At 70.7% G+C, this 23274-nt stretch carries 23 protein-coding genes and 3 pseudogenes; 10 read left to right on the top strand and 16 right to left on the bottom strand.

The genetic code is table 11. The features are described 5' to 3' along the window. Positions 1–50: 50 nt before the first annotated feature. The 11 genes and pseudogenes from SSP29_RS38380 to SSP29_RS38325 all read right to left on the bottom strand — a co-directional run bounded on the left by SSP29_RS38380 (position 51) and on the right by SSP29_RS38325 (position 9692). The gene (locus tag SSP29_RS38380) at positions 51–1688 is read right to left on the bottom strand and encodes an APC family permease (RefSeq protein ID WP_150135702.1); all 1638 of its coding nucleotides are present in this window, start codon (positions 1686–1688) and stop codon (positions 51–53) included. Positions 1689–2071: 383 nt separating this feature from the next. Then, the gene (locus SSP29_RS38370) at positions 2072–2479 is read right to left on the bottom strand and encodes a CoA-binding protein (protein ID WP_089105540.1); all 408 of its coding nucleotides are present in this window, start codon (positions 2477–2479) and stop codon (positions 2072–2074) included. A gap of 312 nt (positions 2480–2791) precedes the next feature. Next, positions 2792–3571: a polysaccharide deacetylase family protein gene (locus SSP29_RS38365; protein ID WP_089105539.1), complete on the bottom strand. Its 780-nt coding sequence runs from the start codon at positions 3569–3571 to the stop codon at positions 2792–2794. Positions 3572–3675: 104 nt separating this feature from the next. Beyond that, the gene (locus tag SSP29_RS38360; RefSeq protein ID WP_150135700.1) at positions 3676–4740 is read right to left on the bottom strand and encodes an acyltransferase family protein; all 1065 of its coding nucleotides are present in this window, start codon (positions 4738–4740) and stop codon (positions 3676–3678) included. A gap of 18 nt (positions 4741–4758) precedes the next feature. Next, positions 4759–4935: pseudogene (locus SSP29_RS57115) on the bottom strand (methyltransferase); the annotation flags it as partial. 185 nt (positions 4936–5120) lie between these two features. Beyond that, on the bottom strand, positions 5121–5726 hold the full coding sequence (locus SSP29_RS60425; RefSeq protein WP_089105538.1) for a hypothetical protein: 606 nt from the start codon (positions 5724–5726) through the stop codon (positions 5121–5123). Then, entirely contained in the window at positions 5723–6154 is a 432-nt protein-coding gene (locus SSP29_RS38345) for a GntR family transcriptional regulator (protein WP_089105537.1), read from the bottom strand. The genes SSP29_RS60425 and SSP29_RS38345 overlap by 4 nt, the downstream gene beginning before the upstream one ends. Positions 6155–6489: 335 nt before the next feature. Beyond that, positions 6490–6597: pseudogene (locus SSP29_RS61620) on the bottom strand (flavin reductase family protein); the annotation flags it as partial. 9 nt (positions 6598–6606) lie between these two features. Next, complete coding sequence (locus SSP29_RS38335) at positions 6607–7272, bottom strand: nitroreductase (protein WP_089105664.1); 666 nt, start codon at positions 7270–7272, stop codon at positions 6607–6609. Positions 7273–7780: 508 nt separating this feature from the next. Then, the gene (locus SSP29_RS38330) at positions 7781–8182 is read right to left on the bottom strand and encodes a winged helix-turn-helix transcriptional regulator (protein ID WP_167450098.1); all 402 of its coding nucleotides are present in this window, start codon (positions 8180–8182) and stop codon (positions 7781–7783) included. A 247-nt stretch (positions 8183–8429) separates the two neighbouring features. Beyond that, positions 8430–9692 carry an ABC transporter permease gene (locus SSP29_RS38325; protein WP_368669281.1) on the bottom strand — a complete coding sequence of 421 codons (1263 nt, stop codon included), beginning with the start codon at positions 9690–9692 and terminating at the stop codon, positions 8430–8432. Positions 9693–9753: 61 nt separating this feature from the next. On the opposite strand from SSP29_RS38325, the gene SSP29_RS38320 reads away from it, so the two are divergent. The 3 genes and pseudogenes from SSP29_RS38320 to SSP29_RS60410 form a co-directional block, all read left to right on the top strand. Then, positions 9754–10359: a TetR/AcrR family transcriptional regulator gene (locus SSP29_RS38320; RefSeq protein WP_089105534.1), complete on the top strand. Its 606-nt coding sequence runs from the start codon at positions 9754–9756 to the stop codon at positions 10357–10359. 203 nt (positions 10360–10562) lie between these two features. Next, the gene (locus tag SSP29_RS60415; RefSeq protein ID WP_150135698.1) at positions 10563–10967 is read left to right on the top strand and encodes a hypothetical protein; all 405 of its coding nucleotides are present in this window, start codon (positions 10563–10565) and stop codon (positions 10965–10967) included. Between the two features lie 149 nt (positions 10968–11116). Next, positions 11117–11224: pseudogene (locus tag SSP29_RS60410) on the top strand (LysR family transcriptional regulator); the annotation flags it as partial. 127 nt (positions 11225–11351) lie between these two features. On the opposite strand, the gene SSP29_RS38305 reads toward SSP29_RS60410, so the two are convergent. The 3 genes from SSP29_RS38305 to SSP29_RS38295 all read right to left on the bottom strand — a co-directional run bounded on the left by SSP29_RS38305 (position 11352) and on the right by SSP29_RS38295 (position 13254). Further along, positions 11352–11975: a DUF5134 domain-containing protein gene (locus tag SSP29_RS38305; RefSeq protein WP_089105531.1), complete on the bottom strand. Its 624-nt coding sequence runs from the start codon at positions 11973–11975 to the stop codon at positions 11352–11354. A 67-nt stretch (positions 11976–12042) separates the two neighbouring features. Next, a complete protein-coding gene (locus SSP29_RS38300; RefSeq protein WP_089105530.1) occupies positions 12043–12453 on the bottom strand; it encodes a cupin domain-containing protein in 411 nt (136 codons plus the stop codon). 327 nt (positions 12454–12780) lie between these two features. Then, the gene (locus SSP29_RS38295; protein WP_089105529.1) at positions 12781–13254 is read right to left on the bottom strand and encodes a carboxymuconolactone decarboxylase family protein; all 474 of its coding nucleotides are present in this window, start codon (positions 13252–13254) and stop codon (positions 12781–12783) included. A 776-nt stretch (positions 13255–14030) separates the two neighbouring features. Between SSP29_RS38295 and SSP29_RS57085 the strand changes: the two genes are divergently transcribed. From SSP29_RS57085 to SSP29_RS38265, 5 genes are all read left to right on the top strand, one after another. Then, positions 14031–14762, top strand: coding sequence for a hypothetical protein (locus SSP29_RS57085; RefSeq protein ID WP_089105663.1), 732 nt, complete (start codon positions 14031–14033; stop codon positions 14760–14762). Further along, on the top strand, positions 14759–15301 hold the full coding sequence (locus SSP29_RS38280) for a SixA phosphatase family protein (RefSeq protein ID WP_089105528.1): 543 nt from the start codon (positions 14759–14761) through the stop codon (positions 15299–15301). The genes SSP29_RS57085 and SSP29_RS38280 overlap by 4 nt, the downstream gene beginning before the upstream one ends. 26 nt (positions 15302–15327) lie before the next feature. Next, entirely contained in the window at positions 15328–15954 is a 627-nt protein-coding gene (locus tag SSP29_RS38275; RefSeq protein WP_089105527.1) for a YigZ family protein, read from the top strand. Between the two features lie 131 nt (positions 15955–16085). Then, positions 16086–17249: an exonuclease SbcCD subunit D gene (locus SSP29_RS38270; protein WP_089105526.1), complete on the top strand. Its 1164-nt coding sequence runs from the start codon at positions 16086–16088 to the stop codon at positions 17247–17249. Between the two features lie 64 nt (positions 17250–17313). Continuing rightward, positions 17314–20304, top strand: a complete 2991-nt coding sequence (locus SSP29_RS38265; RefSeq protein WP_089105525.1) for an AAA family ATPase — start codon at positions 17314–17316, stop codon at positions 20302–20304. Positions 20305–20397: 93 nt separating this feature from the next. On the opposite strand, the gene SSP29_RS38260 is transcribed toward SSP29_RS38265, so the two are convergent. Further along, entirely contained in the window at positions 20398–20844 is a 447-nt protein-coding gene (locus SSP29_RS38260; RefSeq protein WP_089105524.1) for an Lrp/AsnC family transcriptional regulator, read from the bottom strand. 134 nt (positions 20845–20978) lie between these two features. Here SSP29_RS38260 and SSP29_RS38255 point away from each other — a divergent pair, with 134 nt between their 5' ends. Together SSP29_RS38255 and SSP29_RS38250 are read left to right on the top strand one after the other, a co-directional pair. Then, on the top strand, positions 20979–21452 hold the full coding sequence (locus SSP29_RS38255; protein ID WP_089105523.1) for a rhodanese-like domain-containing protein: 474 nt from the start codon (positions 20979–20981) through the stop codon (positions 21450–21452). A gap of 47 nt (positions 21453–21499) precedes the next feature. Then, positions 21500–22015 (top strand): immunity 21 family protein, encoded by a 516-nt coding sequence (locus SSP29_RS38250; protein ID WP_089105522.1) that lies wholly within the window; start codon positions 21500–21502, stop codon positions 22013–22015. 7 nt (positions 22016–22022) lie between these two features. On the opposite strand, the gene SSP29_RS38245 is transcribed toward SSP29_RS38250, so the two are convergent. Further along, entirely contained in the window at positions 22023–23252 is a 1230-nt protein-coding gene (locus SSP29_RS38245; RefSeq protein WP_089105521.1) for a cytochrome P450, read from the bottom strand. Positions 23253–23274: the final 22 nt, after the last annotated feature.

Here is a 23274-nt window from a genome sequence, read left to right as displayed (position 1 = left end):
AGCCACGGCACTGCCGCCGTGGCTGACGGGACACAGGTGAGGAGGAGAGGTCAGTGCGCCGGGGCGTCCGTGACCACGACCTCGTCGATGCTGCGCTCGATGTCCTCGGCCGTGGAAGCGGTCGCCTTGGCCCAGTAGTAGATGCCGATCGAGAAGGCGGCGATGACCAGGATGTCCCACCACAGCGCGATGTTGTTCTGGCCTCCGAAGCTGCCCTGCCAGGAGATCAGGCCCATGCCGATCAGGTAGACCGGCAGCCACTGCGCGGCCCGGAAGTCCAGCCGGGGCGCGTCCGGCAGGTTCTTGCTGTGGGCGTAGAAGGCGTAGCCGCCGAGGAGCAGGTAGCCGAGGATGATCGCGAGGCCGAGCCGCCACAGGGTGCCCCAGCCGGACCAGTAGATGATCAGGTTGGCGACCACGAACGACAGCGGGGAGACCAGCTTGCCGAGAGGCAGCCGGTACGGGCGCTCGTGCTGCGGCAGCTTGTCGGCGAAGACGCCGTACGCCAGTGGAGCGCCGGCGTACATCAGCACGCTCGCCGAGGTGATGAAGGTGACCAGCTGCTGCCAGCTCGGGAACGGCAGGAAGCAGACCACGCCGGTCACGAAGGACATGATGAGACCGAACCACGGCACACCGCGGGAGTCGGTCCGGGTGAAGATTTTCGGCGCGTAGCCGTTCTTCGCCAGACCGTAGGAGACGCGGGAGGTGGCGGTGGTGTAGATCAGGCCGGTGCCGCCGGGGGAGATGATCGCGTCCAGGTAGAGGACCCAGGCCAGCCAGCCGAGGCCCACCAGGGTGGCGAGGCCCGCCCACGGGCCTTCGATGCCCTTGTAGTGCAGGTGGCCCCAGCCGTGCGCGAAGGTGCTGTGCGGCAGCGCGGCGATGAACACGACCTGGAGCAGGACGTAGATGACGGCGCCGATCGCGACCGAGCCGAGCGTGGCGCGCGGCAGGTCCTTCTTCGGGTTGCGGCTCTCGCCGGCCAGCTGGATGGCCTGCTCGAAGCCGAGCAGCGCGAAGATGATGCCGCTGGTGCTGATCGCGGTCAGGACACCCTTGGCGCCGAAGGGTGCGAAGCCCTCCGAGTGGAAGTTGCCCGGGTGGAAGTTGCCGATCGCGATGATGAAGATCGCGGCCAGCGGCACGGCGATCTTCCACCAGGTCGCGGCGCTGTTGGTGTGCGCGAGCACCCGGACGCCGAAGAAGTTGACGCCGACGAACAGGGCCATGAGCACGACGGCCACCAGCAGGCCGCTCGCGGTCAGGGTGCCGTCGGCGTGCTGGAGGTGCTGGGCCCACTTCCAGTGACCGGCGTAACCGATCATGGCCTCGACCTCGATCGGGGCCACGGTCGCGGCCTGCAGCCAGGAGAACCAGCCGAAGGACATGCCGGCCAGGCCGCCGAACGCGTAGTGCGGGTAGCGGGCCGTACCGCCGGCCACCGGGAACATGCCGCCGAGTTCGGCGTGCACCAGTGCCAGGAGCACGATCGCGATCGCGCCGATCACCCACGAGATGATCGCCGCGGGGCCGGCCACGCCGACCGCCTTCTCGGCGCCGTACAGCCATCCGGAGCCGATGATCGAGCCCACAGAGGCCCACATCAGGCCGATGAGCCCGACGTCCCGCCTCAGACCGCCCGAAGGTGTGATGTCCTCCGTCGCGGCATTCTCGACACTCACCATGTCAAGTGGCCTCTCAGTTTCTGAACGCAGATTTAACGAGCAAGACGGCACAACTTAAGGGCGCATGCCGCAAGCGGTGAAGAGTGTTTCCGAAGATTTGACCCTCGATCTTTCTTGTCTTGGTCAAAGCTTTTGCACTGGTCAGCACGGGTTACGGAATGTCCGTATTCAGTGGCGATATGTGAGAAGAGGGTGAGACAGGCAAGCTCAGATTTTCCTCAAATCTGTCTCAGGTCCTGGCCCGGGTGGGGGATTTCGATGGCCGGGCAGCGGTCCGTGATCATGTCAAGACCCGCGGCCCGCGCCCGCTCGTATGCCGCCTTGTCCGGTGTCCACAGGCGCGGTTCCGTCGTGTGTGGAGGTGGGTCAGTGAGCTGGGCTGGTCAGCCGAGCAGTGGGATCTCGATGGCCGGGCAGCGGTCCATGACCATGGCGAGGCCGGCGTCACGGGTGCGCTGGTACGCGGCCTCGTCGATCACGCCGAGCTGGAACCAGACGGCCTTGGCTCCGATGGAGACCGCCTCGTCGGCGACGGCGCCGGCGAGGCCACTGTTGACGAAAACGTCGACAACATCGATTTCGAAGGGGATCGCGTCAAGCGAGGGGTACCCCACCTCGCCGTGGACCGTCTCCGCCTTCGGGTGCACCGGCACGATGCGCTTGCCGAAGCGCTGGAGCACCGCGGCGACGCCGTATGCCGGACGCTGCTGGTTCGTCGACAGGCCGACGACCGCCCAGGTGTCGCCGAGCTCGGTGAGGATCTTGCGGACTGTACCTTCGTCGGCGTACACGCACGGGCTCCTTGAGGTCGATGCAGAGACTGTTGCGTCCGACAACAGCCGGTGGACCGTGACGATTCCTCTCGGCCGTAACCGGACATCCGGGCCGGCCGGCTCCGACGGCGACGCCAGGTGCCTCGCGACAGCAGCCGGCTACGCCGGGCTCACCTTCGAGGTGGCTTCACTCGTGTGCGGATGCGGCCTTTGCGCCGTGATTTTCGGGTGCCGGCAAGGGATGTGCTTCGCGATGTTCGCCAGCGGTCCCGCCCCCCTGACCGAGGCGTCGCGATGCGACGCGCGACAGCGTGTGTCCGTCGCGGTCGTTCAGGGCCGGTAGACCATCCCCGGCTGTGGCTTGGCGGGGGCGAGGAGCTGGGACACCGTGACGATGGTGTAGCCGCGCTGCTTCAGCGCCTTGAGGATCCCCGGGACGGCGGGCACGGTCCCCTTGTGCAGGTCGTGCAGCAGGATGATGCCGTCGCGGTGGGTCTGGTCGAGCACCCGCTCGGTGATCAGGGCCGAGTCGGTCGTCTCGTAGTCCTTGGCGGTGACGCTCCACAGCACCTGCGCCAGCCCCAGGTTCCGGCAGACCTTGGCCACTTTGCGGTTGGTGCGGCCCTCCGGCGGACGCATCAGGACGGGCTTGGTACCGGTGATCCTCTCGATGGCGTTCTGCGTCCGGGCCAGTTCCTGACGGGCGTCGTCCTCGTCGAGGTCCGTCAACCTCTTGTGGTTCCAGGTGTGATTGCCGATTTCGTTCCCCTCTTCCGCGATGCGACGCAGGATGTCGGGGTACTTCGATATGTGGCCCTTGCCCTGCACGAAGAACGTGGCGTGCAGACCCCGCTGCTTGAGGATGTCCAGCAGCCTGGGAGTCGTCGGGCTGGGGCCGCCGTCGAAGCTGAGGGCCACGCACTTCGCCCTGCGGCAGTCGACGGGCCCGGCCACCGATCCCGTTGCCTTGGCGCGGGCGGCGCGTGGCGAGGTGTGATCGTAGGTGGTGACCGTCAGGGCCAGAGTCACGGCGACGGCCAGGACGGCGGCCGCCGCTGTCGCGACGGCGATGAGTATGCGTGATCGTCTTGTACGAGTGCTGAAGAGCATGGGAGCCCTTTCTTCGGTGGAGTTCCGGGGTTACCGCGTGCGGGTGAGAGCCGGCTTCGCGGGTGTGAGGTCCCGCAGCCGTATGTCGAGCGTCAGGTGATGTCTCAGGAGGCGTCCGAGCCCACGCTCCACCAGGGTGTGGACGAGCAGGGACAGCCCCAGCATGCAGAGGACGGACGTGCCATCGAGGGCAGTGGCCCCAGCCTCGGGAACGCCCGGATCAAGCCTTTGGCCAGGGGAATTCCGAGGCTCTGGTGGACGAGGTAGAAGGGGTAGGTGAGCGCCCCGGCGGTCACCGGCCAACGCCGTCGCAGTCCGGCGAGCGGGCCGATTCCGGCGAGGGCCAGCAGCCCGAGGCAGAGGGTGAGTACGACCGCGCAGGCGGCCCAGGAAGGCCGGCCCTCGCCAGGGGGTACGGCAGCGTGGTCGGCCACCCGCAGTTCGAGCACGGTGAGTTGGTAGCACCAGGCGAAACCGAGCAGCAGCCAGAGCAGGAGGTTCTGTCCGAACCTGTGCATGAGGCAGAGCACGATCCCGGCGACGAAGAGGCCGGTGTACCGGGTCAGTACGAATTCGTCGAGCAGCGGTGAGCGGAGTTCAAGGGCGGTGACACCGGCCAGGAGCCATACTCCGCAGAAGGCCACCACCCTCCGGTAGGACAGGCCGAAGACCAGCAACGCGGCCATCAGCAGGTAGAAACGCGCCTCCACCCAGAGCGTCCAGCTGACTCCGTCGACCGGATCGAGCCCCAGCGGTCCTGGGGCCATCGTCAGGTTCCCCAGGACCGTACGGGGGTCGATGCGCGTGGCGGCGGGACGATGGCCCGGCCGCGAGACCAGGACGAGCAGGACGACCGGGAGGACCGCGCACCAGTAGGCCGGGAAGAGCCGTGAGACTCGGGAGACGGCGAACTGCGCGGGAGTCCGCCCCCAGCAGCTCATGCAGATCACGAATCCGCTGATGAGGAAGAAGAACTCGACGCCGAGCCAGCCGTAGCGGCTGATCTCGTGCAGGAGCGGGGCGGAATCCCGGAGCTCGGCCCTGCCCCAGAAGTGCGGGGTGGGCGTGCCCAGGAAGTGGTAGGCGGCCACCATCACCGCTGCCACCAGGCGGAGCCCGTCTATCGCGGTCAGGCGAGACTGCCCGCTGTGAGGTTCGGGGGACGGCATGTCGGAATCAGGACCGTCTCAGGCGATGGGCAGGGGCGAGTGGCTGACGCGTATCTTCGACTGGCCGTGCGGGCGCTTCTCCCAGTCCTCCATGAACCGCGCGTGCAGGCCGTGCCGCTGTGCCAGGCCCAGGAGGGTCTCGGTGCGGTAGTAGAAGTCCTAGCGCAGTACCTGGTGTTCGGTGCCCTCGGTGCGGCCGGGGCGGCGCAGGGCGTAACCGGTCTTATGGGTGAGTGCGGCGCGGTTGTTGCGCAGTTTCTTCGGTGACTTGGCGTCGGCGGGCATGATGAAGCGGCCTCCGTGCAGAAGAGGGGGAGTCCCGGTGCGGAATGAAGGCGATGACGTGGTGAGGCGGATGTGCCTCGATGCGGTCGCCGTGGTCAGACGCGGCGGCGCAGGAGCAGCACGGTGACGACCGTGAGCAGGACGGCCAGGCCGCCGAGGACGGCGGTGTCGGTCCACTGGAAGGTCCAGTAGTCACCGGCCGGGTCGGCTTCGTAGAAGCGGACGACGTACCCGTGCGCCGTCATGCACTCCTTGAGCTGGGAACCTGACGGGAAGGGGCAGTTGAACACGGAGTCGTGGCGGCCGGAGGCGGTGATCAGGCCGTAGTCGCCGGTCGACCACTTCTCGCCCATCGGCGCTTTGGGGATGATGCCGGCGCTGACGTAGGTGTGCGGCGGGACCAGCAGCCGGGTCCAGTGGGTCCACTCCAGCAGGAGGAGCTGGCCGGTGCCGGACCGGGTGCAGTACAGCGGCCCGGTGGCGCAGTGGTCGAACAGCCCGCTGCGCAGGGCGTCCAGCATGCCCGAGCGGCAGTAGGCGGCGATGACGGCGGCCAGGACCAGGGCGGCCGCACCGATGCCGGCGATGCGACCGCCGGGCACGGTGAACTCGCAGTCCCGCAGGGCCCAGCCGCCCCGCCTTCGGTACCGGAATCCGAGACCCGTGGCGCACAGCGCGGCCGGCGCGTCAGGCTCGGTCATGCGTCCTCCTTCTTCCGCTGCCGGTCGCCCGGGGTGCGGCTGGCGTGCTCGTCGTCGTAGACGTCCAGGACCGCGGTGACCATGGCGAGGACATCGGCCCGCTCCAGGCCCGCGGCCCGCGCGCGTGCCACCCAGTCGGTGACCTCCCGGCGCAGCGGCGAGTCGTCCTCCGCGCCGGGTCGGGCGAGTGATCGCGTCACGAAGGTTCCGAGGCCGCGGCGCAGTTCGACCAGGCCGGCCTGCTCCAGGTCGCGGTAGGCCCGGAGCACGGTGTTGGGGTTGATGGCGGTCGCCGCCACCACCTCCTTGGCCGTGGGCAGCTTGTCCCCGACCTTCAGAAAGCCCATCCGGAGCGCCCGTTCGGTCTGCTCGACGATCTGCACATAGGCCGGTACGCCGCTGCCACGGTCGATCCGGTAGTCGATCACGTCGCCTTCCTCGGTTCCATCATCATTGTGCTAATGAATTAATGGAAGCATGGTGGAAGCAAGGCGAAGCTGTCAAACGCCGATGAGCGCGCGAGCACGATGGGAGCACCGCTGCTGGGTCATGCCGCATATGTGAGATATGAGGGCTGGGAGCCCACGCATGACGCAGGGCGGCGTCGGCACCCGTTCTCGCCGGACACGGCTCGCCCGGCGCCGCGCAAACGTCTTCCGGATGTTCCTACGCGATGGGCGATGCCACGAGGTCGTCCGGCCCAGTGCAGGGTGGTGTGTGAACGGCACTCCAAAGCCACATGAGCGGCTGCCGCTCTGGAGGGCGAGCGCGGGGAGTCCTTCCGGCCGAGCGAGGTGAACTGGACGATCGGGGGATCGGTGCCGGCGATGCTGAAGAAGGAGTGCGGGGCCAGGTTCTCGGTACGTCCGTCGGGTGCCGACTAGTCATCGACGAACGTGACCGTCTCGTCGAGCGGTGCTCGGCCTGTACGGGTGTAGGGCACTGCGGCGTCTTCGAATCCGATCGACATGCCGCAGAAGAGGATGAGGTCGTCCGGGGGTGACAGGACCTCCGCGACGGTCTTGCGATACACCGACCACGCCATCTGCGGGCAGCTGTGCAGGCCTTCGGCGCGGAGCAGCAGCATCACGGTCTGCAGATACATGCCCACGTCGGACCACTGGGGCCGGCCCAGACCTCGGTCGATGTAGCAGAACAGGGCGGCGGGCGCGCCGAAGCAGTTCCAGTTCGCGGAAGCGGCCCGCTGGCGCGCCTCCCAGTCCTCGCGCGCGATGCCCAGTGCGCTGTAACGCTCCGCGCCGAAGGCGGATCGGCGCTCGCGGTACGGGGACTGCAGTGCAGGCGGGTACATCTCGTACTCCCGCTCGTCCCAGGGGTCGCATGCGGTCACGCGCTCGCCGGCGAGCTCCTTGAGTTCGCCCAGTGGCCGGCCGGTCAGCACGTAGACGCGCCAGGGCTGGAGGTTCGACCCGGACGGCGCCCAAGCCGCAGCGGACAGCACCCGCTCCAGTACCTCCCTCGAGACGGGCCTGTCGGTGAATCCACGTACCGCTCGTCGGCTCCTGACTGCCTCGTAGACGTCCAAGATCACCCATCTCCCTTGTCCGCTCTCCATGCCTCCCCTTGACGGCCGGAGGGTCGCAAAACGTAACAATATGCTCCAAATGGCATGGTGGGCAGTAGTACTGGGACGCGCCTCGCACGGCCGACGACGCGGAAGTGCATCGCGCGGCGCTGCGATCGTCGCGAGCCGTGACTCCCGCTCGCATCCCGGAAAGGGACGCAGCGGTGGCGGCGAGGCAGGAAAGTCATGACGGAGCCGGAGGCCGGCTGCACAGAGGTGTTCCGGGCCCTCCCCGGGGCGGTGGCGTCGGGCCCCCGAAGCTGATCTTCGTGCACGTCGACGGGGGTGCGCCGGTGAACCCGGCGCACTACTTCCGCGTGCTCGGTCAGATCCCGTCGACGACAGCGAAGTCACCGCCGTTCCTCGCCCTGCGGCAGTCGAGAACGGCGCTCCCCTCCATCCCGGTGTCGGTCGATCCCCGCCGGAGGCATGTGCCCAGCTCCAGCCCCCTGCCGGGGCGGACAGGGGGTCAGTGGCCTGGCGGTGCCGGTTGATCCGACGCCGACGAGCTGCTCGCCGGGAGGTGATCCTCCGCCCACAAGAACAAAACGGCCAGGGGGATGAGGAAGGCCTTGCCGTGGGCGGAGAGCGCGTAACGGGTTCGCGATGACGGCATGGGCCGGACGTCCTGGGCGACCAGGCCGATCGCGGTCAGTTCCTGGAGGCGCCGGGCGAGCATGCGGTCGCTGATGCCGGGGACGCGCTCGCGAATCTGTGCGAAGTCGGCCGGGCCTTTGGCCAGGGCCATGAGGACCAGGCCGTTCCAGCGTCTGCTGAGCAGAGTGAAGGCCCGGGCGATGGCCGGAGAGGTGTCGGCCGACTGCGGATGCCCGGACCGGCGTGCCGGCTGAGGGTGTTGTGGGGTGGGCATGGTGTGTGTCCGCTCTGGTGCGGCGCGAGGCATCGCGGTACAACACCTCGCGCAGTACTCCGTGGTCGTGGTCGTACCGAAGGCCGGCCCGCGCTGACGGCCAGGACCGCGATCCGTCCCGGCAGGGAACATGGCGCCAGAGGCGATGTAGGCCGGGAGCAGCCCTACGTCAGCGCCTCATTCGCCTTCGGCGCCGAGCTGAAGTCCTTGGCTGCCGGGCCTGATTGCACGCATGAAGCGCTCAGTGTCAGCCGTCACCGTCGTGGCGACGGGCGTGCGCGTGCGCGTGACGCCGAACCGACAAGGCAGCGCCGGACCCCGGCAGGGCCGGGAGCAACTCCCCGGAAGCCGTCGCACTGGTCTTCGTGGCGCGGGGTTCCCTGATGACCCAGTGGCCGAACATGACTGCTGTGAGCCCGCAGACGGTCCACAGAACGAGGACGGCGAGGTGGCCTGCGTCGGCGTTGCCGTCGAAATACGTGGTGTCGCGAAGCAGGCTGGCTCCGGCGCCGGGGGGCAGCCACTGGCCGACGTAGTCCACGCCCTTGGGGAGCATCTCCGGAGCGGAGGTGGCGCCGGAGAAGGCGTTTCCCACGAAGACCATGAGCGCGGCGCTGAGCCCAAGGCCGGCCGGCCCGAGGAGTCGGACCACGCCGGCGGCGGTGGCGCTGATGGAGAGCAGGTCGAGCGACAACATCGCCCACGTGGCCACGTGGTTGTGGGGCAGCGCCCCGAGGAAACCCTGGGCCACGAGATAGATGCCCAGGGCCGCGACGGCGCACGCGACGAGAAGTGTCAGCACTCGGTGCCGCGGGCGTGCCAGGCCGCGAGCCATCGTGACAAACGCTCCGATCAGGATGCCGCAGATCGTGAGCGGGAAGACCGATGAGCTGAACACCACGCCCCGGGGGTCCTCCGTGGCGACGGGCACCACGTCGACCGCCTTCACGAGGACCCTCGCCGAGGAGTCGGCACCGGCGGCCCCCTGCTTGGCGGCTGCTTGCTTGTGGGCCTTCGCCGGGGGCTGCGTACCGTCCGCCTTTTGCCGGGCGGCCTTCTGCTGGGCGATCTGCCGGGTGGCCCTGTCGGCCAACTGCTGTCCGACATCGGTCAGAAGCTGGGCCACGGAGGGGCTGGCGGCGGTGGCCTTCAGCACGGTGATGCTGTGGCCGGAGACGGCGAAGGCGCCGTAGACATCCCGGCTCTTGATCGCCGACCGCGCGGCCTGCTGGTCGGGGTAGAGGCGGAAGTCGAACGCGCCGGGCTTCCCACGGGTCAGTCCCTCCACCGCGTGCTGGCTGGCCGGCCCGGTGCCCACGATCCCGACCGGGACGTCGCGTGGCGAGATCCGCCCCGCCGGCCAGGCGAACGCCATCACCGCCAGAGTGATCACTATGGGCAGCGCGATGGCGGCAATGGCTACTTCCCGCCATGCCCGGTGTCCTGACAGGGGGTTCCTCACAGCTCGCCCTTCTCGTAAAAAAGAATGATCGTTTTTCTTGAATCTCATTCTGGCCTGCGCGTTGACGAACGTCAACACGAATGTTCGTTTTCTTTGCTAGACTGGCCTCATGCCCAAGGTCACCCAGCAGCACATGGACGCCCGCCGCGAGCAGATCCTGGACGCGGCACGCCGCTGTTTCCTCCGCGACGGGTTCCACTCCACGTCCATGCAGGATCTGTTCGCGGAGGCGGGGCTGTCCGCGGGCGCGGTGTACCGACACTTCACCAGCAAGGACGAGGTGATCCTCGCGATCGCCGAGGAGAACATGCGCGATGTCCTCGACATCACGCTCGCCGTCGCCACGAACCGGCAGGGCCAATCCATGGGGGCGGTCATGGCGGAACTGCTCGATGTGATTCGGGCGAAGTCCGTCGAGGAGGGCGTGGCCGGCCTCGCGGTTCTGGTCTGGGGAGAGGCCATGCGCAACCGCTCGCTGGCGCGAAAGCTCGACCATCTCATGGGCCGCATCCGCGCCAATCTGGTCACCTCGGTCCGTGACCACCAGGAACGCGGTGGTCTGCCGGCGAACGCGACGGCCGAGGCGATCGCTTCAACGATGCTTTCCATCCTCCCCGGCTACATCCTCCAAGTGGCTCTGCTCGATCCGGTTGTTGTGGCCGAGGTGCCTGACGCGGTGCGGGCGTTGTGGCCGGGTCCGGCCGGTGAGTGCTGAGCGGTCTCGCAACTTACGGGGCTGCGCGGAGCGGTTCGTGGCCGTCTGAGGGTGTGGGGTGCGGTCGGAGGTCGTGGGTCCGTGGTCCGGCGTCTGCTGGGGTGGGCGGGGTGAGTGAACCCAAGCCGTGTTCCGGCGACTTACCGGATGAGCAGAGGTCGGCCACCGTGCCGGGATGGGAGACCAGGGAGAGGTGCGAGGAGTTGATCTCCCTCACCTTGGTGTTCGCGACCTTTGCCGTCGCCTCCTGCGCGGCTGCCGGAATGATCCTGTCCCGTCGCCCGATCAGGGCCCACGAAGGGATTGATTTCCACGCCGGGTCACCCGACGGCTCGGTGACCGCGGAAGCTTCCGGCGGGCACTGGGTCGCAATGATCTGGCAGCCTTGCGCCGACGCCAGGGACAGAGCCTGCTTCGTCGCGTGCCCAGTGGACTGCGCCGAATACGTCCAGGTGTCCTCGGGGCAGGAGGGCGAGACGTTCGTCCTCAATGGCGATCGCCGCGTGAACGCCGACTTGATACCGCAGGGTTCACACAGGACGGACACAGCTGCCTTCAGCATGCGCAAGGAAGAGACCGCTGACGCCGATCCGTGGTTGCCCTGCTGACAGGACACCCGGTTGGCGTCGGCCGGCAGTACACCGAGGCCTTCCGCGACGGGGCGCCTCCATGGCGAAGCACACGTGCAGCGAACGAGGCGGCCACTCGGGTGAGTACGGTAGCCGCCGCCCGCTCTTGCCCTGGACCGAGTGCACGAACCTTGTCCCACAAGGGCGACCACCGCAGCGTCGTCACCGACCCCGGCGCCGGGATGTTCGCCGTCGTCAAGGGCGACGTCCTCACCGACAAGAACGCCCACCTCGCCTGTCCTGCTGCGCTCGACCGAGGGGGCGCCCTGCGCCTCCGGACAGGGCGATCGGCTTGCTGCGGCCGATGGAGCTCTGCCCGCCCCCGACGTCGGCCGCATCCTGCGTGGTCCGGGTGCACGGCGGTCAGGGGTGTACGAGCAGCATGATGACCGTTCCCAAAGCCATCGATCCGTCCCAGAAGCCGCCGTAAGGCCCCCTCGTGCCGGTGGGGATGGCTACGGCGTCCGAAACGCCGCGTAGCGTGGGCATGCCACGGGTGAGTGACCGAAGAGCGCTCACAAGCAGGTACAGCGCCAGCACTCCGGTGACCACGGTGCCGGCCTTCGATTCCCCCGCGGAGTGACCGAGGTTCACGGCCTGGCGCTCCGACGGGAGACCTTCGGCCACGGGCTCGTGCGACGGGCTCGCCATGGAGAGCGTCATCCAGGCCATCGCGGCCATGCCGACCGCGTACGGCAGCCGCCGTGCGGTCGCGGTCGGTCTCGACCGCTGAGGGCAGCCGGCAGCGGTCAGCGGGAACCACAGAGCAGCGGCTGCAAAGAAGACCGTCTGCGGCAGCTCCGGCAGCCCGGGACCGCAGTTCCACGGCATCACCGCCATGGCCAGAGCCATGGCGGTGTGCAGGAGATGGTCGACTCGGCTGCGCCATCCAAGACTCCGTGACACGAGGGCATGCCGCAGTGCGCGGACGGCCGCGGCCGTGAACAGCGCTGTCAGCATGCAGTACACGACATCGGTGGCGCTCATGCCTTACCGCGTCCTCCCACGGACCGAACGGGCTCCGTCCGGAACCGGTCTGTGCACAGGCGGGAGGTCAGTCGGTGGGCCGCGGGGCGCGCAGATGGGCCCGCTTCTCCAGTTCCTCGTCGTCGACCAGCGTGAGCATCGGCTGGCCCGGCGCGCACATCATGAACACGATGTACTTGGCCGGCGCATCCGACGAGGCGTTGCCGTTCTGATAGTGGATCACATCACCGCCCGGCTCCCAGAACGTCTCACCGGCCTTGATCACGTGCTCCGGCTCACCCTCAAGCTCCCACCGGACGGCTCCCTCGAGCACGTAGCCGAAACACGGCCCCGAGTGGCGGTGCGGGGGAGTCCCAGGGTTACCGGGGGCCCACTCGACAAGGACCGTCATCCCCGAGGCGCCCTCGGGAATGAAAGGCGGCTTGACGTCCGCCAGCATCTTGGGTCCGAAGCCGTCCTCTGAGTGCATTTCGTGCATTGTGCTACACCTCCGTAGATCTGCCCGGAACGGACGATCTCGCGTCGGCCATTCCGGGTCCACAAAAAACTTGCTTTACAGTGAAGACAAAGCGCGGCCCGCATCTGTGACACGCCGCGCGCCTCTTGCCTGGCGGGCAGCGAGCCCGTATATCACCCGGCCCCCTGCCGGCGGTCTGCATAATTCGGCTGGCTGCAGCATCGAGAGCGCAACGCGCCGTGGAAATCGAGCCATGAGTGCGCCGACAGAGGGGTCGGGTATACGGTGGGCCGGCCCTTGCCGACCGAAGGTCGCCTGCACCCGATACCGGGCCGCGAGGAAACCGGCTCAGCCGAACATGCCGACCTTGTAGCTGCCGGCCGGCTGCTGGGTGATGATGTTGATGCGGTTGTAGGCGTTGATCACGGCAATGAGGGTCGTCAGCGCGGCGAGCTGGTCCTCATCGAAGTGCTTGGCGGCGTTCGCCCAGGCCTCGTCGGTGACCCCACCGGCCGCGTCCGCGACGCGGGTGCCCTGTTCGGCCAGCTCCAGCGCGGCGCGCTCGGCCTCGGTGAAGACGGTTGCCTCCCGCCAGGCCGCGATCAGGTTGAGCCGCACCGAGGTCTCGCCTGCGTGGGCAGCCTCCTTGGTGTGCATGTCGGTGCAGAAGCCGCAGCCGTTGATCTGGCTGGCGCGGACCTCCACCAGATACTGAATGGTGGCCGGCAGCGTCGAGTCCGACAGCACCTTGCTGGCGGAGAGGAGGTGCTTCAGCACCTTGCCTGCGAGGGGATTGCCGTAGTAGTTGAGGCGTGCGTCCATTGGCCCTCCTAGCCAGAACTGCTGGTACGCACTACTGACCGGACAGCCCGGCAAGGTGTGACACCGAGGCCGTGCCCGGAAGGATTTCAGCGATCTCAGCGTAGGCGTAACCGAACGCTTCACGCAGCACGTACGCAGCGTGCTCGGTGGGCTCAGCGGACACATCGGCGCAGTGTTGAGGACTGTCACAAGAGTGGCACCGGCGCGGTTCTAGGTGTGGTGAGCGGCTGACTTCACCCACCGTCACCCACGCGCACCTCTGGCCGGCCGGCACCGGAAGCACCTCCGCGCCGGCAGTCCGGTCTCTTCCCCTATCCACGCTCGCGCTCGCTCCCAGTCGTCCGTAGCGGCAGGCAGTGACCGTCAGGCCGCCAGGACGGGAGCGTGGGCATGGCGCCGACCGAGAGCCCGCAGGACGTGTCCCGCACCTCAGCCGGTTGGACTGTCCCGGAGCGGATCACCTGCGCCCCCCCGTACGCCGCCTGCCCCCGGTTGGCTGACGGCCCGACCACCGTCCAGGTGTCACCCGTCCCGGTCAGAATCCTGCGGATCGTCGCTTCGTCGCCGTACACCGTCGGCCTCCTGGGCTCGGGGAACATCCGCCGTGGCCGACAGCGGCCGCCGGACCCTGATTCCCTGGCCCGGACCGGGCCCGCGCAGTACCGTCGGGACAGTCCGCGCGGCAGGAGGGTCGCATGTCCCGCATGTCCCGCCACGGTGACCTGAATCGTCGCAAGGTGCCTCCGTGCAGTCCTTCGCCCGCCTACGCTCAGCCCGTGCTGCGCATCCTCGACGCCAAGACCGGTGAGACCGTCCCCGCCGTCTCCGCCCGCCGTGCCCTGACCCGGGTCGAGGTCCATGCCTCCGGGTACGACCTGACGGCCCTGCGGGTCCTGCTCACCACCGACCTCCTGCTGCGCGCGCTGGAACTCGGCGGCACCCCGGTCCTGCCCCTGCTCACCGCCGACCACCACCAGGCCGAACTGCACGCCGCCGCCACCACCCTCGGCATCCGACCCTTCGAGGACGGCCGCGACCTCGCCGCGGGGCTGGGCGAGGCACAGGTCGTCCACGTCACGGCCGCGGGCGGAACCGTGGACGGCGCCGGCGTGACCGTCGCCGTCGCCCCCGCCGACGGCCCCGACGCCGGTGTCCTCAGCACGCTCGACGACCCCGCCGCACTCCGGCTCGCCCTCCTCGACGCCCCGCGCGGCACGGCCGTCCACCTCGGCGCCGGCGCCCTCGACGCGGCCGGACGACGGCTCGGCAGGCTGCGGCAGTCGGTGGCGCACTGGGCGCGCAGCCCCTCGCGGCCGGTGCCCGAGAAGGTCCGGGGCCGGCTGCGGGACGCCTGGGAGGACGACCTCGACGTGCCGGGGGTGCTCGGCGTGCTGCGCTGGATGGAGGACCAGCCCGAGATCCCGCCCGGCGCCCGCTTCGAGACCTGCGCCTACGCCGACCGGCTGCTCGCCCTGGAGCTCACCCGCGACCTCGGGCGGGCGGCGTGATCACCCGGGCGGGCGTGGGCCCGCTGCGCCGCCTGGTCGTCCTGCGGCACGCCAAGTCGGCCTGGCCCGAGGGCGTCCCGGACCGGCTGCGCCCGCTCGCGGACCGCGGCCGCCGCGACGCCCCCGCCGCCGGCCGTGCCCTCGCCGAGTCCGACTGCCTGCCCGACCTCGCGGTGTGCTCCACCGCGGTACGCGCCCGGCAGACCTGGGAGCTGGCCGCCGGCCAGTGGGGCACGCCCCCGCCGGTCCGCTACGACCGGCGGGTGTACGCGGCCGACGTGCCCGACCTGCTGGCGGTCGTACGCGAGGTGCCGGCCGAGGTGGAGACGCTGCTGCTGGTCGGGCACAACCCCGGCCTGGAGGAACTCGTCCTCGACCTCGCGGGCGACGGCCTCGACGACACTCTGGAGCAGGTGCGCAAGAAGTTCCCGACGTCCGCGATCGCCGTCCTGGCCTGGCACGGCACCGCGTGGTCGGCCCTGGCCCCGGGGACGGCGCTGCTGACGGAGGTGACGGTGGCCCGGGGGCGGAAGGAGTAGCGGACGTGTCCGCATAGGCTGGGCGGATGCAGGACGAGTACCGCACTGTCGCCCGCGCGGGCACGCACGAGACCGAGGTCAACCGCTCCCGCTTCCTGTGCGCCCTCGCCCCGGCGGCCACCGAGCAGGAGGCCCAGGACTTCGTCGCGGCGGTCCGCAAGGAGCACGCCGACGCCACCCACAACTGCTGGGCCTACGTCATCGGCGCCGACGCCGCCACCCAGCGGGCCAGCGACGACGGCGAACCGGGCGGCACCGCCGGCGTCCCCATGCTCCAGATGCTGCTGCGCCGCGACATGCGGTACGTCGTCGCCGTCGTCACCCGCTACTACGGCGGCGTCAAGCTCGGCGCCGGCGGGCTCATCCGCGCCTACGGCGGTGCGGTCGGCGAGGCCCTCGACACCCTCGGCACCCTCACCCGGCGCCGCTTCCGGCTGGCCACCGTGACCGTCGACCACCAGCGCGCCGGGAAGGTCCAGAACGACCTGCGCGCCACCGGCCGCGAGGTCCGCGACGTCCGCTACGCCGAGGCCGTCACCATCGAGATCGGCCTGCCGGACGCCGACGTGGCCGCCTTCCGAGCCTGGCTCGCCGACGCGACGGCGGGCACGGCCGGCCTCGAACTGGGCGGAGAGGCGTACGGAGACGCGTGAGCCGGGGGTGAAATGCGTTAGCGTGGCAGGTGTTGACGGGGGAGTCCTCGTACCGGTTCATGCCATTTCATGCCGGTTTGTTCGGGTCAAATGCGTGAAATAGGGGCAAGCGTGCAGGTCGGGGTGGTTTCGTGAGAATCCTGCACACTTCCGACTGGCATCTGGGCCGGACGTTCCACCGCGTGAACATGCTCGGCGCGCAGGCCGAGTTCATCGGCCACCTCGTGGCGACCGTGCGCGAGCACTCCGTCGACGCCGTGGTGGTGGCGGGGGACGTGTACGACCGCGCGGTGCCGCCGCTCGCCGCGGTGGAACTCTTCGACGACGCTCTGCACCGGCTCGCCGGTCTCGGCGTGCCCACGGTGATGATCTCCGGCAACCACGACTCCGCCCGCCGCCTCGGCGTCGGCGCCGGTCTCATCGACCGCGCGGGCATCCATCTGCGCACCGAGCCGTCGGCCGTCGGCACGCCCGTCGTGCTCCCCGACGCCTTCGGGGGCGTCGCGTTCTACGGTCTGCCGTATCTCGAACCCGCCCTGGTGAAGGACGAGTTCGCCGTCGAGAAGGCAGGGCACGAGACGGTGCTGGCCGCCGCCATGGACCGGGTCCGCGCCGACCTCGCCGCCCGCGCGCCCGGCACCCGCTCCGTCGTCCTCGCACACGCCTTCGTCACCGGCGGCGAGCCCAGCGACAGCGAACGGGACATCACGGTGGGCGGAGTGGCCGCCGTCCCGGCCGGCGTCTTCGACGGCGTCGACTACGTGGCCCTCGGCCACCTGCACGGCTGCCAGACCCTCACCGAACGCGTCCGCTACTCCGGCTCCCCGCTGGCCTACTCCTTCTCCGAGACCGGCCACCGCAAGAGCATGTGGCTCGTCGACCTCGACGCCGACGGGGCGGTCACCGCCGAGCGCCTCGACTGCCCGGTCCCGCGCCCGCTGGCCCGCATCCGCGGCACCCTGGACGACCTGCTCGCCGACCCCGCACTCACCCCGCACGAGGACGCCTGGATCGAGGCCACCCTCACCGACCCGGTCCGCCCCGCCGACCCCATGGCCCGCCTCACCGACCGCTTCCCGCACACCCTCAGCCTGGTCTTCGCCCCCGACCGGGCCCCGGACGACCCCGACGTCTCCTACGCCCGCCGCCTCGCCGGCCGCAGCGACCGGCAGATCGCCGAGGACTTCGTCGCCCATGTACGCGGCGCGGGCCCCGACGAACGCGAACTGGCCGTCCTGGGCGAGGCGTTCGACACGGTGCGCGCGGACGGCGCGGTACGCGAGGTGGCCCGGTGACCGACCACGACCACGTGCGCGGCCCGGTGACGGCACACTCGCGCCGCCTCACGGAGGTGGCCGCATGAGACTCCACCGGCTCGACATCACCGCCTTCGGCCCCTTCGGCGGCTCGCAGGGCGTCGACTTCGACGCGCTCTCCGCCGCCGGACTCTTCCTCCTGCACGGCCCCACCGGCGCCGGAAAGACCTCCGTCCTGGACGCCGTCTGCTACGCCCTCTACGGCACCGTCCCCGGAGCCCGCCAGAGCGGCCAGGGCCTCACCCTGCGCAGCGACCACGCCGACCCGGCCACCCGCACCGAGGTCCGCCTCGAACTCACCGTCGCCGGACGCCGGTTGGAGATCACCCGGCAGCCGCCCTGGGAGCGCCCCAAGAAGCGCGGCGCGGGCACCACTTTGGACAAGGCCCAGACCTGGCTGCGCGAGTACGACGCGACGGCCGGCGCCTGGAAGGACCTCAGCCGCTCGCACCAGGAGATCGGCGAGGAGATCACCCAGCTGCTCGGCATGAGCCGCGAGCAGTTCTGCCAGGTCGTGCTGTTGCCCCAGGGCGACTTCGCCCGCTTCCTGCGCGCCGACGCCGGCGCACGCGGCCAGCTGCTCGGCCGGCTCTTCGACACCCAGCGCTTCGCCGACGTCGAGAAGCGCCTTGCCGAGCGCCGGAAGACGACCGAGGCCCGGGTCCGGGAGGGCGACTCGGCGCTGCTGGCCGATGCGCACCGCATGCAGCAGGAAGCCGGCGACGCGATGGAGCTGCCGGACCTGGCCCCGGGCGAGCCGGGCCTGGCCTCGGCCGTCCTCGCCGCCGCGGCCGTGGCCCGCAGCACCGCACGGGAGCGCCTCACCGTCGCCCGCTGCCGGCTCACCGCCGCCGAGTCGGCCCAGTTCGCGGCCGACCGCGCACTGGCCGACGTACGCGAACTGGCGCGGTTGCAGGCCCGGTTCGCCGAGGCGCGGCAGCGGGCCGTACGGCTGGAGGAGCGGGCCGGGGAGCACCGGGCGGCGCAGGCGCGGATGGAGCGGGCCCGGAAGGCGGCGGCGGTGGCGCCGGCGCTGGAGCTGCGGGAGGCCGCCGAGGCGGGGCACCGCGGTGCGGCCGCCGCCGAGGTGCGCGCGCGTGGCCTGCTGCCGGAGACCTTCGCGGGAGCCGGTGCGGCGGGGCTCGCCGGTGCCGCCCGCCGGGCCGCCGAGGAGCTGGGCGGGCTGGAGGCCGCGCGCCGGGCCGAGCGACGGCTCGCCGAGGTCGTCGACGAGCGGGGCCGCCTCGACCGGCAGGAACGGGACGACGAGGACGTCCTGCGCGAGGCCGCGGGCTGGCTTGCCGGCTGGGACGCCAGGCGCGCGGGACTCCAGTCCGGTATCGACGCCGCCCAGGAGGCCGCGACCCGCGCCGAGCGGCTCGCCGTACAGCGCGACCCCGCCCGCCGGCGGCTGGCGGCGGCGCGGCTGCGGGACGAGCTGGGCCGGGACACCGACGAGGCCCAGCGCGCCGCCCTCGCCTCCGCGCAACTGGCGGTGGAGGCGCGGATGCACTGGCTCGACCTCAAGGAACAGCGGCTGAACGGCATCGCCGCCGAGCTGGCCGCGCAACTCGCCGAGGGAGAGCCGTGCGCCGTCTGCGGGGCCACCGAACACCCGGCGCCGGCCGAGAAGTTCGCGGGCCACGTCGACCGCGAGGCCGAGGAACGCGCGCTCGCCGCCCAGCAGCGCGCCGACGAGCAGCGCGACCGGGACGAGCGGCGGCTCGCCACCGCACGCGAGGCACTGGCCGCCGCCACCGCCGAGGCGGGGGACACCCCGACCGGGCAACTTGCCTCCCAGGCTGACGAGTTGGAGCGGGAGTACACCCAGGCCCGACGGGCCGGCTCCGCCCTGCACGCGGCGCACGAGGAACTGCGGCTGGCCGAGCAGGAACGCGAGCGGCGGCTGACCGAGCGGCAGCAGGCCGAGGTCCGGGCCACCGCACGGCTGACCAGGCGCGAGGGCCTCGACGCGGAACAGACCGCCCTGGAAGACGAGTTGACCCAGGCCCGGGGGAGCGCCGCCAGCGTGTCCGCACGGGCCGCGCAACTGGAACGGCAGCTGGCGCTGCTCACCGACGCCGCCGACACCGCACGCGCCGCCGAGGACACCGCCCGGCATCTGAAGGACACCGACGCCCGGCTCGCCGACGCCGCCTACCGGGCCGGTTTCGACACCCCGCAGGCCGCGGCCGCCGCCCTCCTCGACGACACCGCCCACCGCGAACTCCAACGGCGCCTGGACGCATGGCAGTCCGAGGAGGCCGCGGTGCGTGCCGCACTGGCGGAGGCCGACACCGCGGCCGCCGCCCAGCAGCCGCCCGCCGACCTCGAAGAGGCCGAGCGCGCCGCCGCCCTGGCCGCCCGGCGCCTGCGCGACGCCGCCTCCGCCCGCGACCGGGCCGCCCGCTGCTGCGCCGAACTCGACCGGCTGTCCGCCCGCGCCACCGAGGGCGTACGCCGACTCGCCCCGCTGCGCGAGGAGTACGACCGGGTCGCCCGCCTGGCCGGGCTCACCGCCGGCACCTCCGCCGACAACGAGCGCCGGATGCGCCTGGAGTCGTACGTCCTGGCCGCACGCCTGGAACAGGTCGCCGCCGCCGCGACCGTACGCCTGCAGCGCATGTCGTCCGGCCGCTACACCCTGGTGCACTCCGACGACCGCACCGGACGCGGCCGCAGCGGCCTCGGACTGCACGTCGTCGACGCCTGGACCGGACGCGAGCGGGACACCGCCACCCTCTCCGGCGGCGAGACCTTCTTCGCCTCCCTCGCACTCGCCCTCGGCCTCGCGGACGTCGTCACCGACGAGGCGGGCGGCGTCAGCCTCGACACCCTCTTCATCGACGAGGGCTTCGGCAGCCTCGACGACCAGACCCTGGACGAGGTCCTCGACGTCCTCGACTCCCTGCGCGAACGCGACCGCAGCGTCGGTATCGTCAGCCACGTCGCCGACCTGCGCCGCCGCGTCCACGCCCAACTGGAGGTGGTGAAGGGGAGATCGGGCTCGACGCTGCTGCAGCACGGGGTCTGAGTGCGCCGCTGGAAGTGCCGCGATCTGCCGTCTGGCGACTGCGGCGCCGTCGTGGCTGGTCGCGCAGTTCCCCGCGCCCCTACGGGGCGCGGTTCAGGTGCTGACCGCCCGGCGGGGGAGTGGCGAGGAGTAGACGACACTCGTCGTCACCGAGCCCAGGGTGCCGATCCGGCCGGAGATCTCCTCCAGGTGGCGCATGGAGCGAGCGGTGACCTTGATGACGAAGCAGTCGTCGCCCGTGACGTGGTGCGCCTCCAGGATCTCCGGGGTGGCGGCGACCAGGTCGTGGAAGGGCTTGTAGTTGCCGTTGGGGTAGCGCAGCCGGACGAAGGCGAGGATCGGCAGGCCGAGGCGCTCCGGGTCGACCACCGCCGCGTACCCCTGGATCACGCCCGCCTCCTCCAACCGGCGCACCCGCTCGGTCACCGCGCTCGGGGACATCGCGACGGCCCGCGCCAGCTCGGCGAAGCTGGCCCGGCCCTCGCGCTGGAGGACGTCGAGAATGCGCCGGTCGGTGGCGTCCGGGGAAAAGTCGGTCATGGGGGATGGATAACAGGGAATCCCCGGCCGGACAAGGGCGGAGCCGGGGGTCGCACCTTCAGGGAGCGGTATCACCGGCCGTAGATTTCCGGGCATGGAGATCCGCCGCCCAGGCGGTGAGCGAAAGGCCCGACATGACCGCCAGCACCGTCAGCCCCGTCCTGCGGGTCGCACCCGCCGCACCCGCCGAGGCCGCCGCCCACTTCCGGGCGAGCCTCGCCTTCCACGCCGACGTCTCCGACGTGGCCGCAGCCCTGGCGGCCGGCGGCGACCCCGGCTTCGCCGTCCTGGACTCCCGCTCGACCGAGTCCTGGGACCAGGGCCACATCCCCGGCGCCGTACACCTGCCCACCGCGCTCATCCCCGAGCAGGCGGCCGAACTCCTCGACAAGGCCGTGCCCGTGGTGACGTACTGCTGGGGTCCCGGCTGCAACGGCGCGACCCGCGCCGCCCTCGCACTGGCCGAACTCGGCTACCAGGTCAAGGAGATGCTCGGCGGATTCGAGTACTGGGTGCGTGAGGGCTTCGAGTTCGCGACCTGGCAGGGGCGTGAGCGGCGCGCCCCGGACCCGCTCACGGCACCCGTCGCGGGCGACTGCGGTTGCTGATTCCCGGAGGCGAACCTGTGCCATCGCTGTCCGTGTAGGTTCACCCCATGACTCGATATGCGGATCCAGGCGCGGTGGAGTGGGTGGAGTCGGGCGGCGGCCCGCTGGTGGCGGTCCCGGAGACGGTCCTGCCGTTCTGGGCCGGCGCCGACAGCGAGGACCTGGCCACCGACTACGACCGGGCCTGCGAGGTCGACGGCTATGTCGGACTGCTCCCGGTCGGGGACAGCACGGCCCTGGTACTCGGCGACGAACCCGCCTCGACGTCCTTCCTGCCGGACCACGGCACCTTCGTACGGTGGTCGGCCGCCAACTCGGAGGAGGAACTCCTGGCGCAGGTGCCCGCCGCCCTCGACGGCGCCGTGTGGGAGAACGAGATCCGCTGGCATGTTCCGGGCCCCGTCGTCCTGTTCGACTCGGCCTGGCCGGGCGGCGAGGCCGAGGGCGGCGACCATCTGCGGGTCCCGCTGGAGCCCGGCACCTACGCGGTACGCGCCGCCTACACCAGGCCCGGCCCGGAAACCTGGCTGGGCCTGGTGCAGTTGCGCCGCCTCCAGTCCTGACCGACCGTCACTTGATGCCGTCGACCGAGATGTTGAGGTGCCGCGGACCGCGCAGCACCGCGTTCGGACGGTACGGCGGCGGGTCCTCGACGAGCCGCGGGTTGTCGAGCCGGCCGGCCAGCCGGGCCAGCGCGATCTGGGCTTCGAGGCGGGCCAGCGGGGCACCGAAGCAGCTGTGGATGCCGCTGCCGAAGCCGAGATGCTGGATGTCCTGGCGGTCCGGGTCGAAGCGGTCGGGATCCGTGAACCGGTGCGGGTCCCGGTTGCCCGCGGCCAGCACGAACCAGATGCGCGAACCCTTGGGGATCGTCACCCCGTGCACCTCCAGGTCGGCGATGCAGGTGCGCTGCGGCAGCAGCTGCACCGGAGGCTCGTAGCGCAGCAGCTCCTCCACGATCCGCACCGACAGCCCCGGGTCGTCGCGCAGCCGCTCCAGGTACTGCGGGTACCGCAGCAGCGTCAGCATGCCGTTGGTGATGAGGTTGACGGTCGTCTCGTGCCCGGCGATGAGCAGCAGCACCGCCGTGCTGAGCACTTCCATGGTCGTCATGGCGCCGTCCGGACCGCTGCTGTGCACCAGGTCGGACAGCATGTCCTCGCGCGGCTCCTTGGTGCGCTGCTCCACCAGCCCGTTCAGGTACATGCCGAGCTGCAGCCGGGCCTCCTGCGCGGTCCGCTGGGATTCGGCGGCCGTGCGGGAGTCGGGATCCAGCCCGGCGACGATCGGGTCGACCCAGGCCCGGAACCGGGGCTCGTCCTCGCGCGGCACACCGAGCAGCCGGCAGATCACGGTGACCGGGAAGGGGTAGGCGACCTGGTCGACCAGGTCGATCTCCCGCGCGTCCCCGAGGCCGTCGATCAGCTCGGTGATGATCTCCTCCAGCTGGCCGCGCATGTCGTCGATCCGGTGCGGCCGGTGCGGCGGCCCGAAGGAGCTGTTGGCGATCCGGCGCAGCCGGTCGTGCTCCGGCGGGTCGAGCCGGATGAAGCTCGGCGGCAGCCCCGTCGCCTCCGGACCGGACAGCTCGTCGTCCCCGCCGACGGTCACGTTGGACTCGTCGGAGCTGATCCGGGGATCATGGAGCAGAGCCTCGATGTCGTGGTAGGTGCTGATGATGTAGGGGCCGTCCTCCTCCTCGTGCAGCACCGGAGTCTTGCGGAGTTCCTCGTACAGCGGGTACGGGTTGGCGCGGTTCGCGAAGTCGGTGATCTGGCGCAACATCGAGGTCTGCGTCATGACAGTTCCTTGCAGCGTCGGG

The organism is Streptomyces hyaluromycini (genome assembly GCF_002217755.1).
Taxonomy (GTDB): Bacteria; Actinomycetota; Actinomycetes; order Streptomycetales; family Streptomycetaceae; genus Streptomyces; species Streptomyces hyaluromycini.
Note: the sequence above shows the minus strand (reverse complement) of the source record. Positions and strands in the feature narration are given on the sequence as shown.

What these genes read in the sequence shown, in the direction of transcription:
- SSP29_RS38320 (WP_089105534.1), top strand. Translation starts at nt 9,754, where the DNA reads ATGCCCAAGGTCACCCAGCAGCACATGGACGCCCGCCGCGAGCAGATC.
- SSP29_RS38300 (WP_089105530.1), bottom strand. Translation starts at nt 12,453, where the DNA reads ATGCACGAAATGCACTCAGAGGACGGCTTCGGACCCAAGATGCTGGCG.
- SSP29_RS38305 (WP_089105531.1), bottom strand. Translation starts at nt 11,975, where the DNA reads ATGAGCGCCACCGATGTCGTGTACTGCATGCTGACAGCGCTGTTCACG.
- SSP29_RS38255 (WP_089105523.1), top strand. Translation starts at nt 20,979, where the DNA reads ATGACCGCCAGCACCGTCAGCCCCGTCCTGCGGGTCGCACCCGCCGCA.
- SSP29_RS38275 (WP_089105527.1), top strand. Translation starts at nt 15,328, where the DNA reads ATGCAGGACGAGTACCGCACTGTCGCCCGCGCGGGCACGCACGAGACC.
- SSP29_RS38330 (WP_167450098.1), bottom strand. Translation starts at nt 8,182, where the DNA reads ATGCCCACCCCACAACACCCTCAGCCGGCACGCCGGTCCGGGCATCCG.
- SSP29_RS38265 (WP_089105525.1), top strand. Translation starts at nt 17,314, where the DNA reads ATGAGACTCCACCGGCTCGACATCACCGCCTTCGGCCCCTTCGGCGGC.
- SSP29_RS38365 (WP_089105539.1), bottom strand. Translation starts at nt 3,571, where the DNA reads ATGCTCTTCAGCACTCGTACAAGACGATCACGCATACTCATCGCCGTC.
- SSP29_RS38295 (WP_089105529.1), bottom strand. Translation starts at nt 13,254, where the DNA reads ATGGACGCACGCCTCAACTACTACGGCAATCCCCTCGCAGGCAAGGTG.
- SSP29_RS60425 (WP_089105538.1), bottom strand. Translation starts at nt 5,726, where the DNA reads ATGACCGAGCCTGACGCGCCGGCCGCGCTGTGCGCCACGGGTCTCGGA.
- SSP29_RS38260 (WP_089105524.1), bottom strand. Translation starts at nt 20,844, where the DNA reads ATGACCGACTTTTCCCCGGACGCCACCGACCGGCGCATTCTCGACGTC.
- SSP29_RS38250 (WP_089105522.1), top strand. Translation starts at nt 21,500, where the DNA reads ATGACTCGATATGCGGATCCAGGCGCGGTGGAGTGGGTGGAGTCGGGC.
- SSP29_RS38245 (WP_089105521.1), bottom strand. Translation starts at nt 23,252, where the DNA reads ATGACGCAGACCTCGATGTTGCGCCAGATCACCGACTTCGCGAACCGC.
- SSP29_RS38380 (WP_150135702.1), bottom strand. Translation starts at nt 1,688, where the DNA reads ATGGTGAGTGTCGAGAATGCCGCGACGGAGGACATCACACCTTCGGGC.
- SSP29_RS38360 (WP_150135700.1), bottom strand. Translation starts at nt 4,740, where the DNA reads ATGCCGTCCCCCGAACCTCACAGCGGGCAGTCTCGCCTGACCGCGATA.
- SSP29_RS38325 (WP_368669281.1), bottom strand. Translation starts at nt 9,692, where the DNA reads ATGAGATTCAAGAAAAACGATCATTCTTTTTTACGAGAAGGGCGAGCT.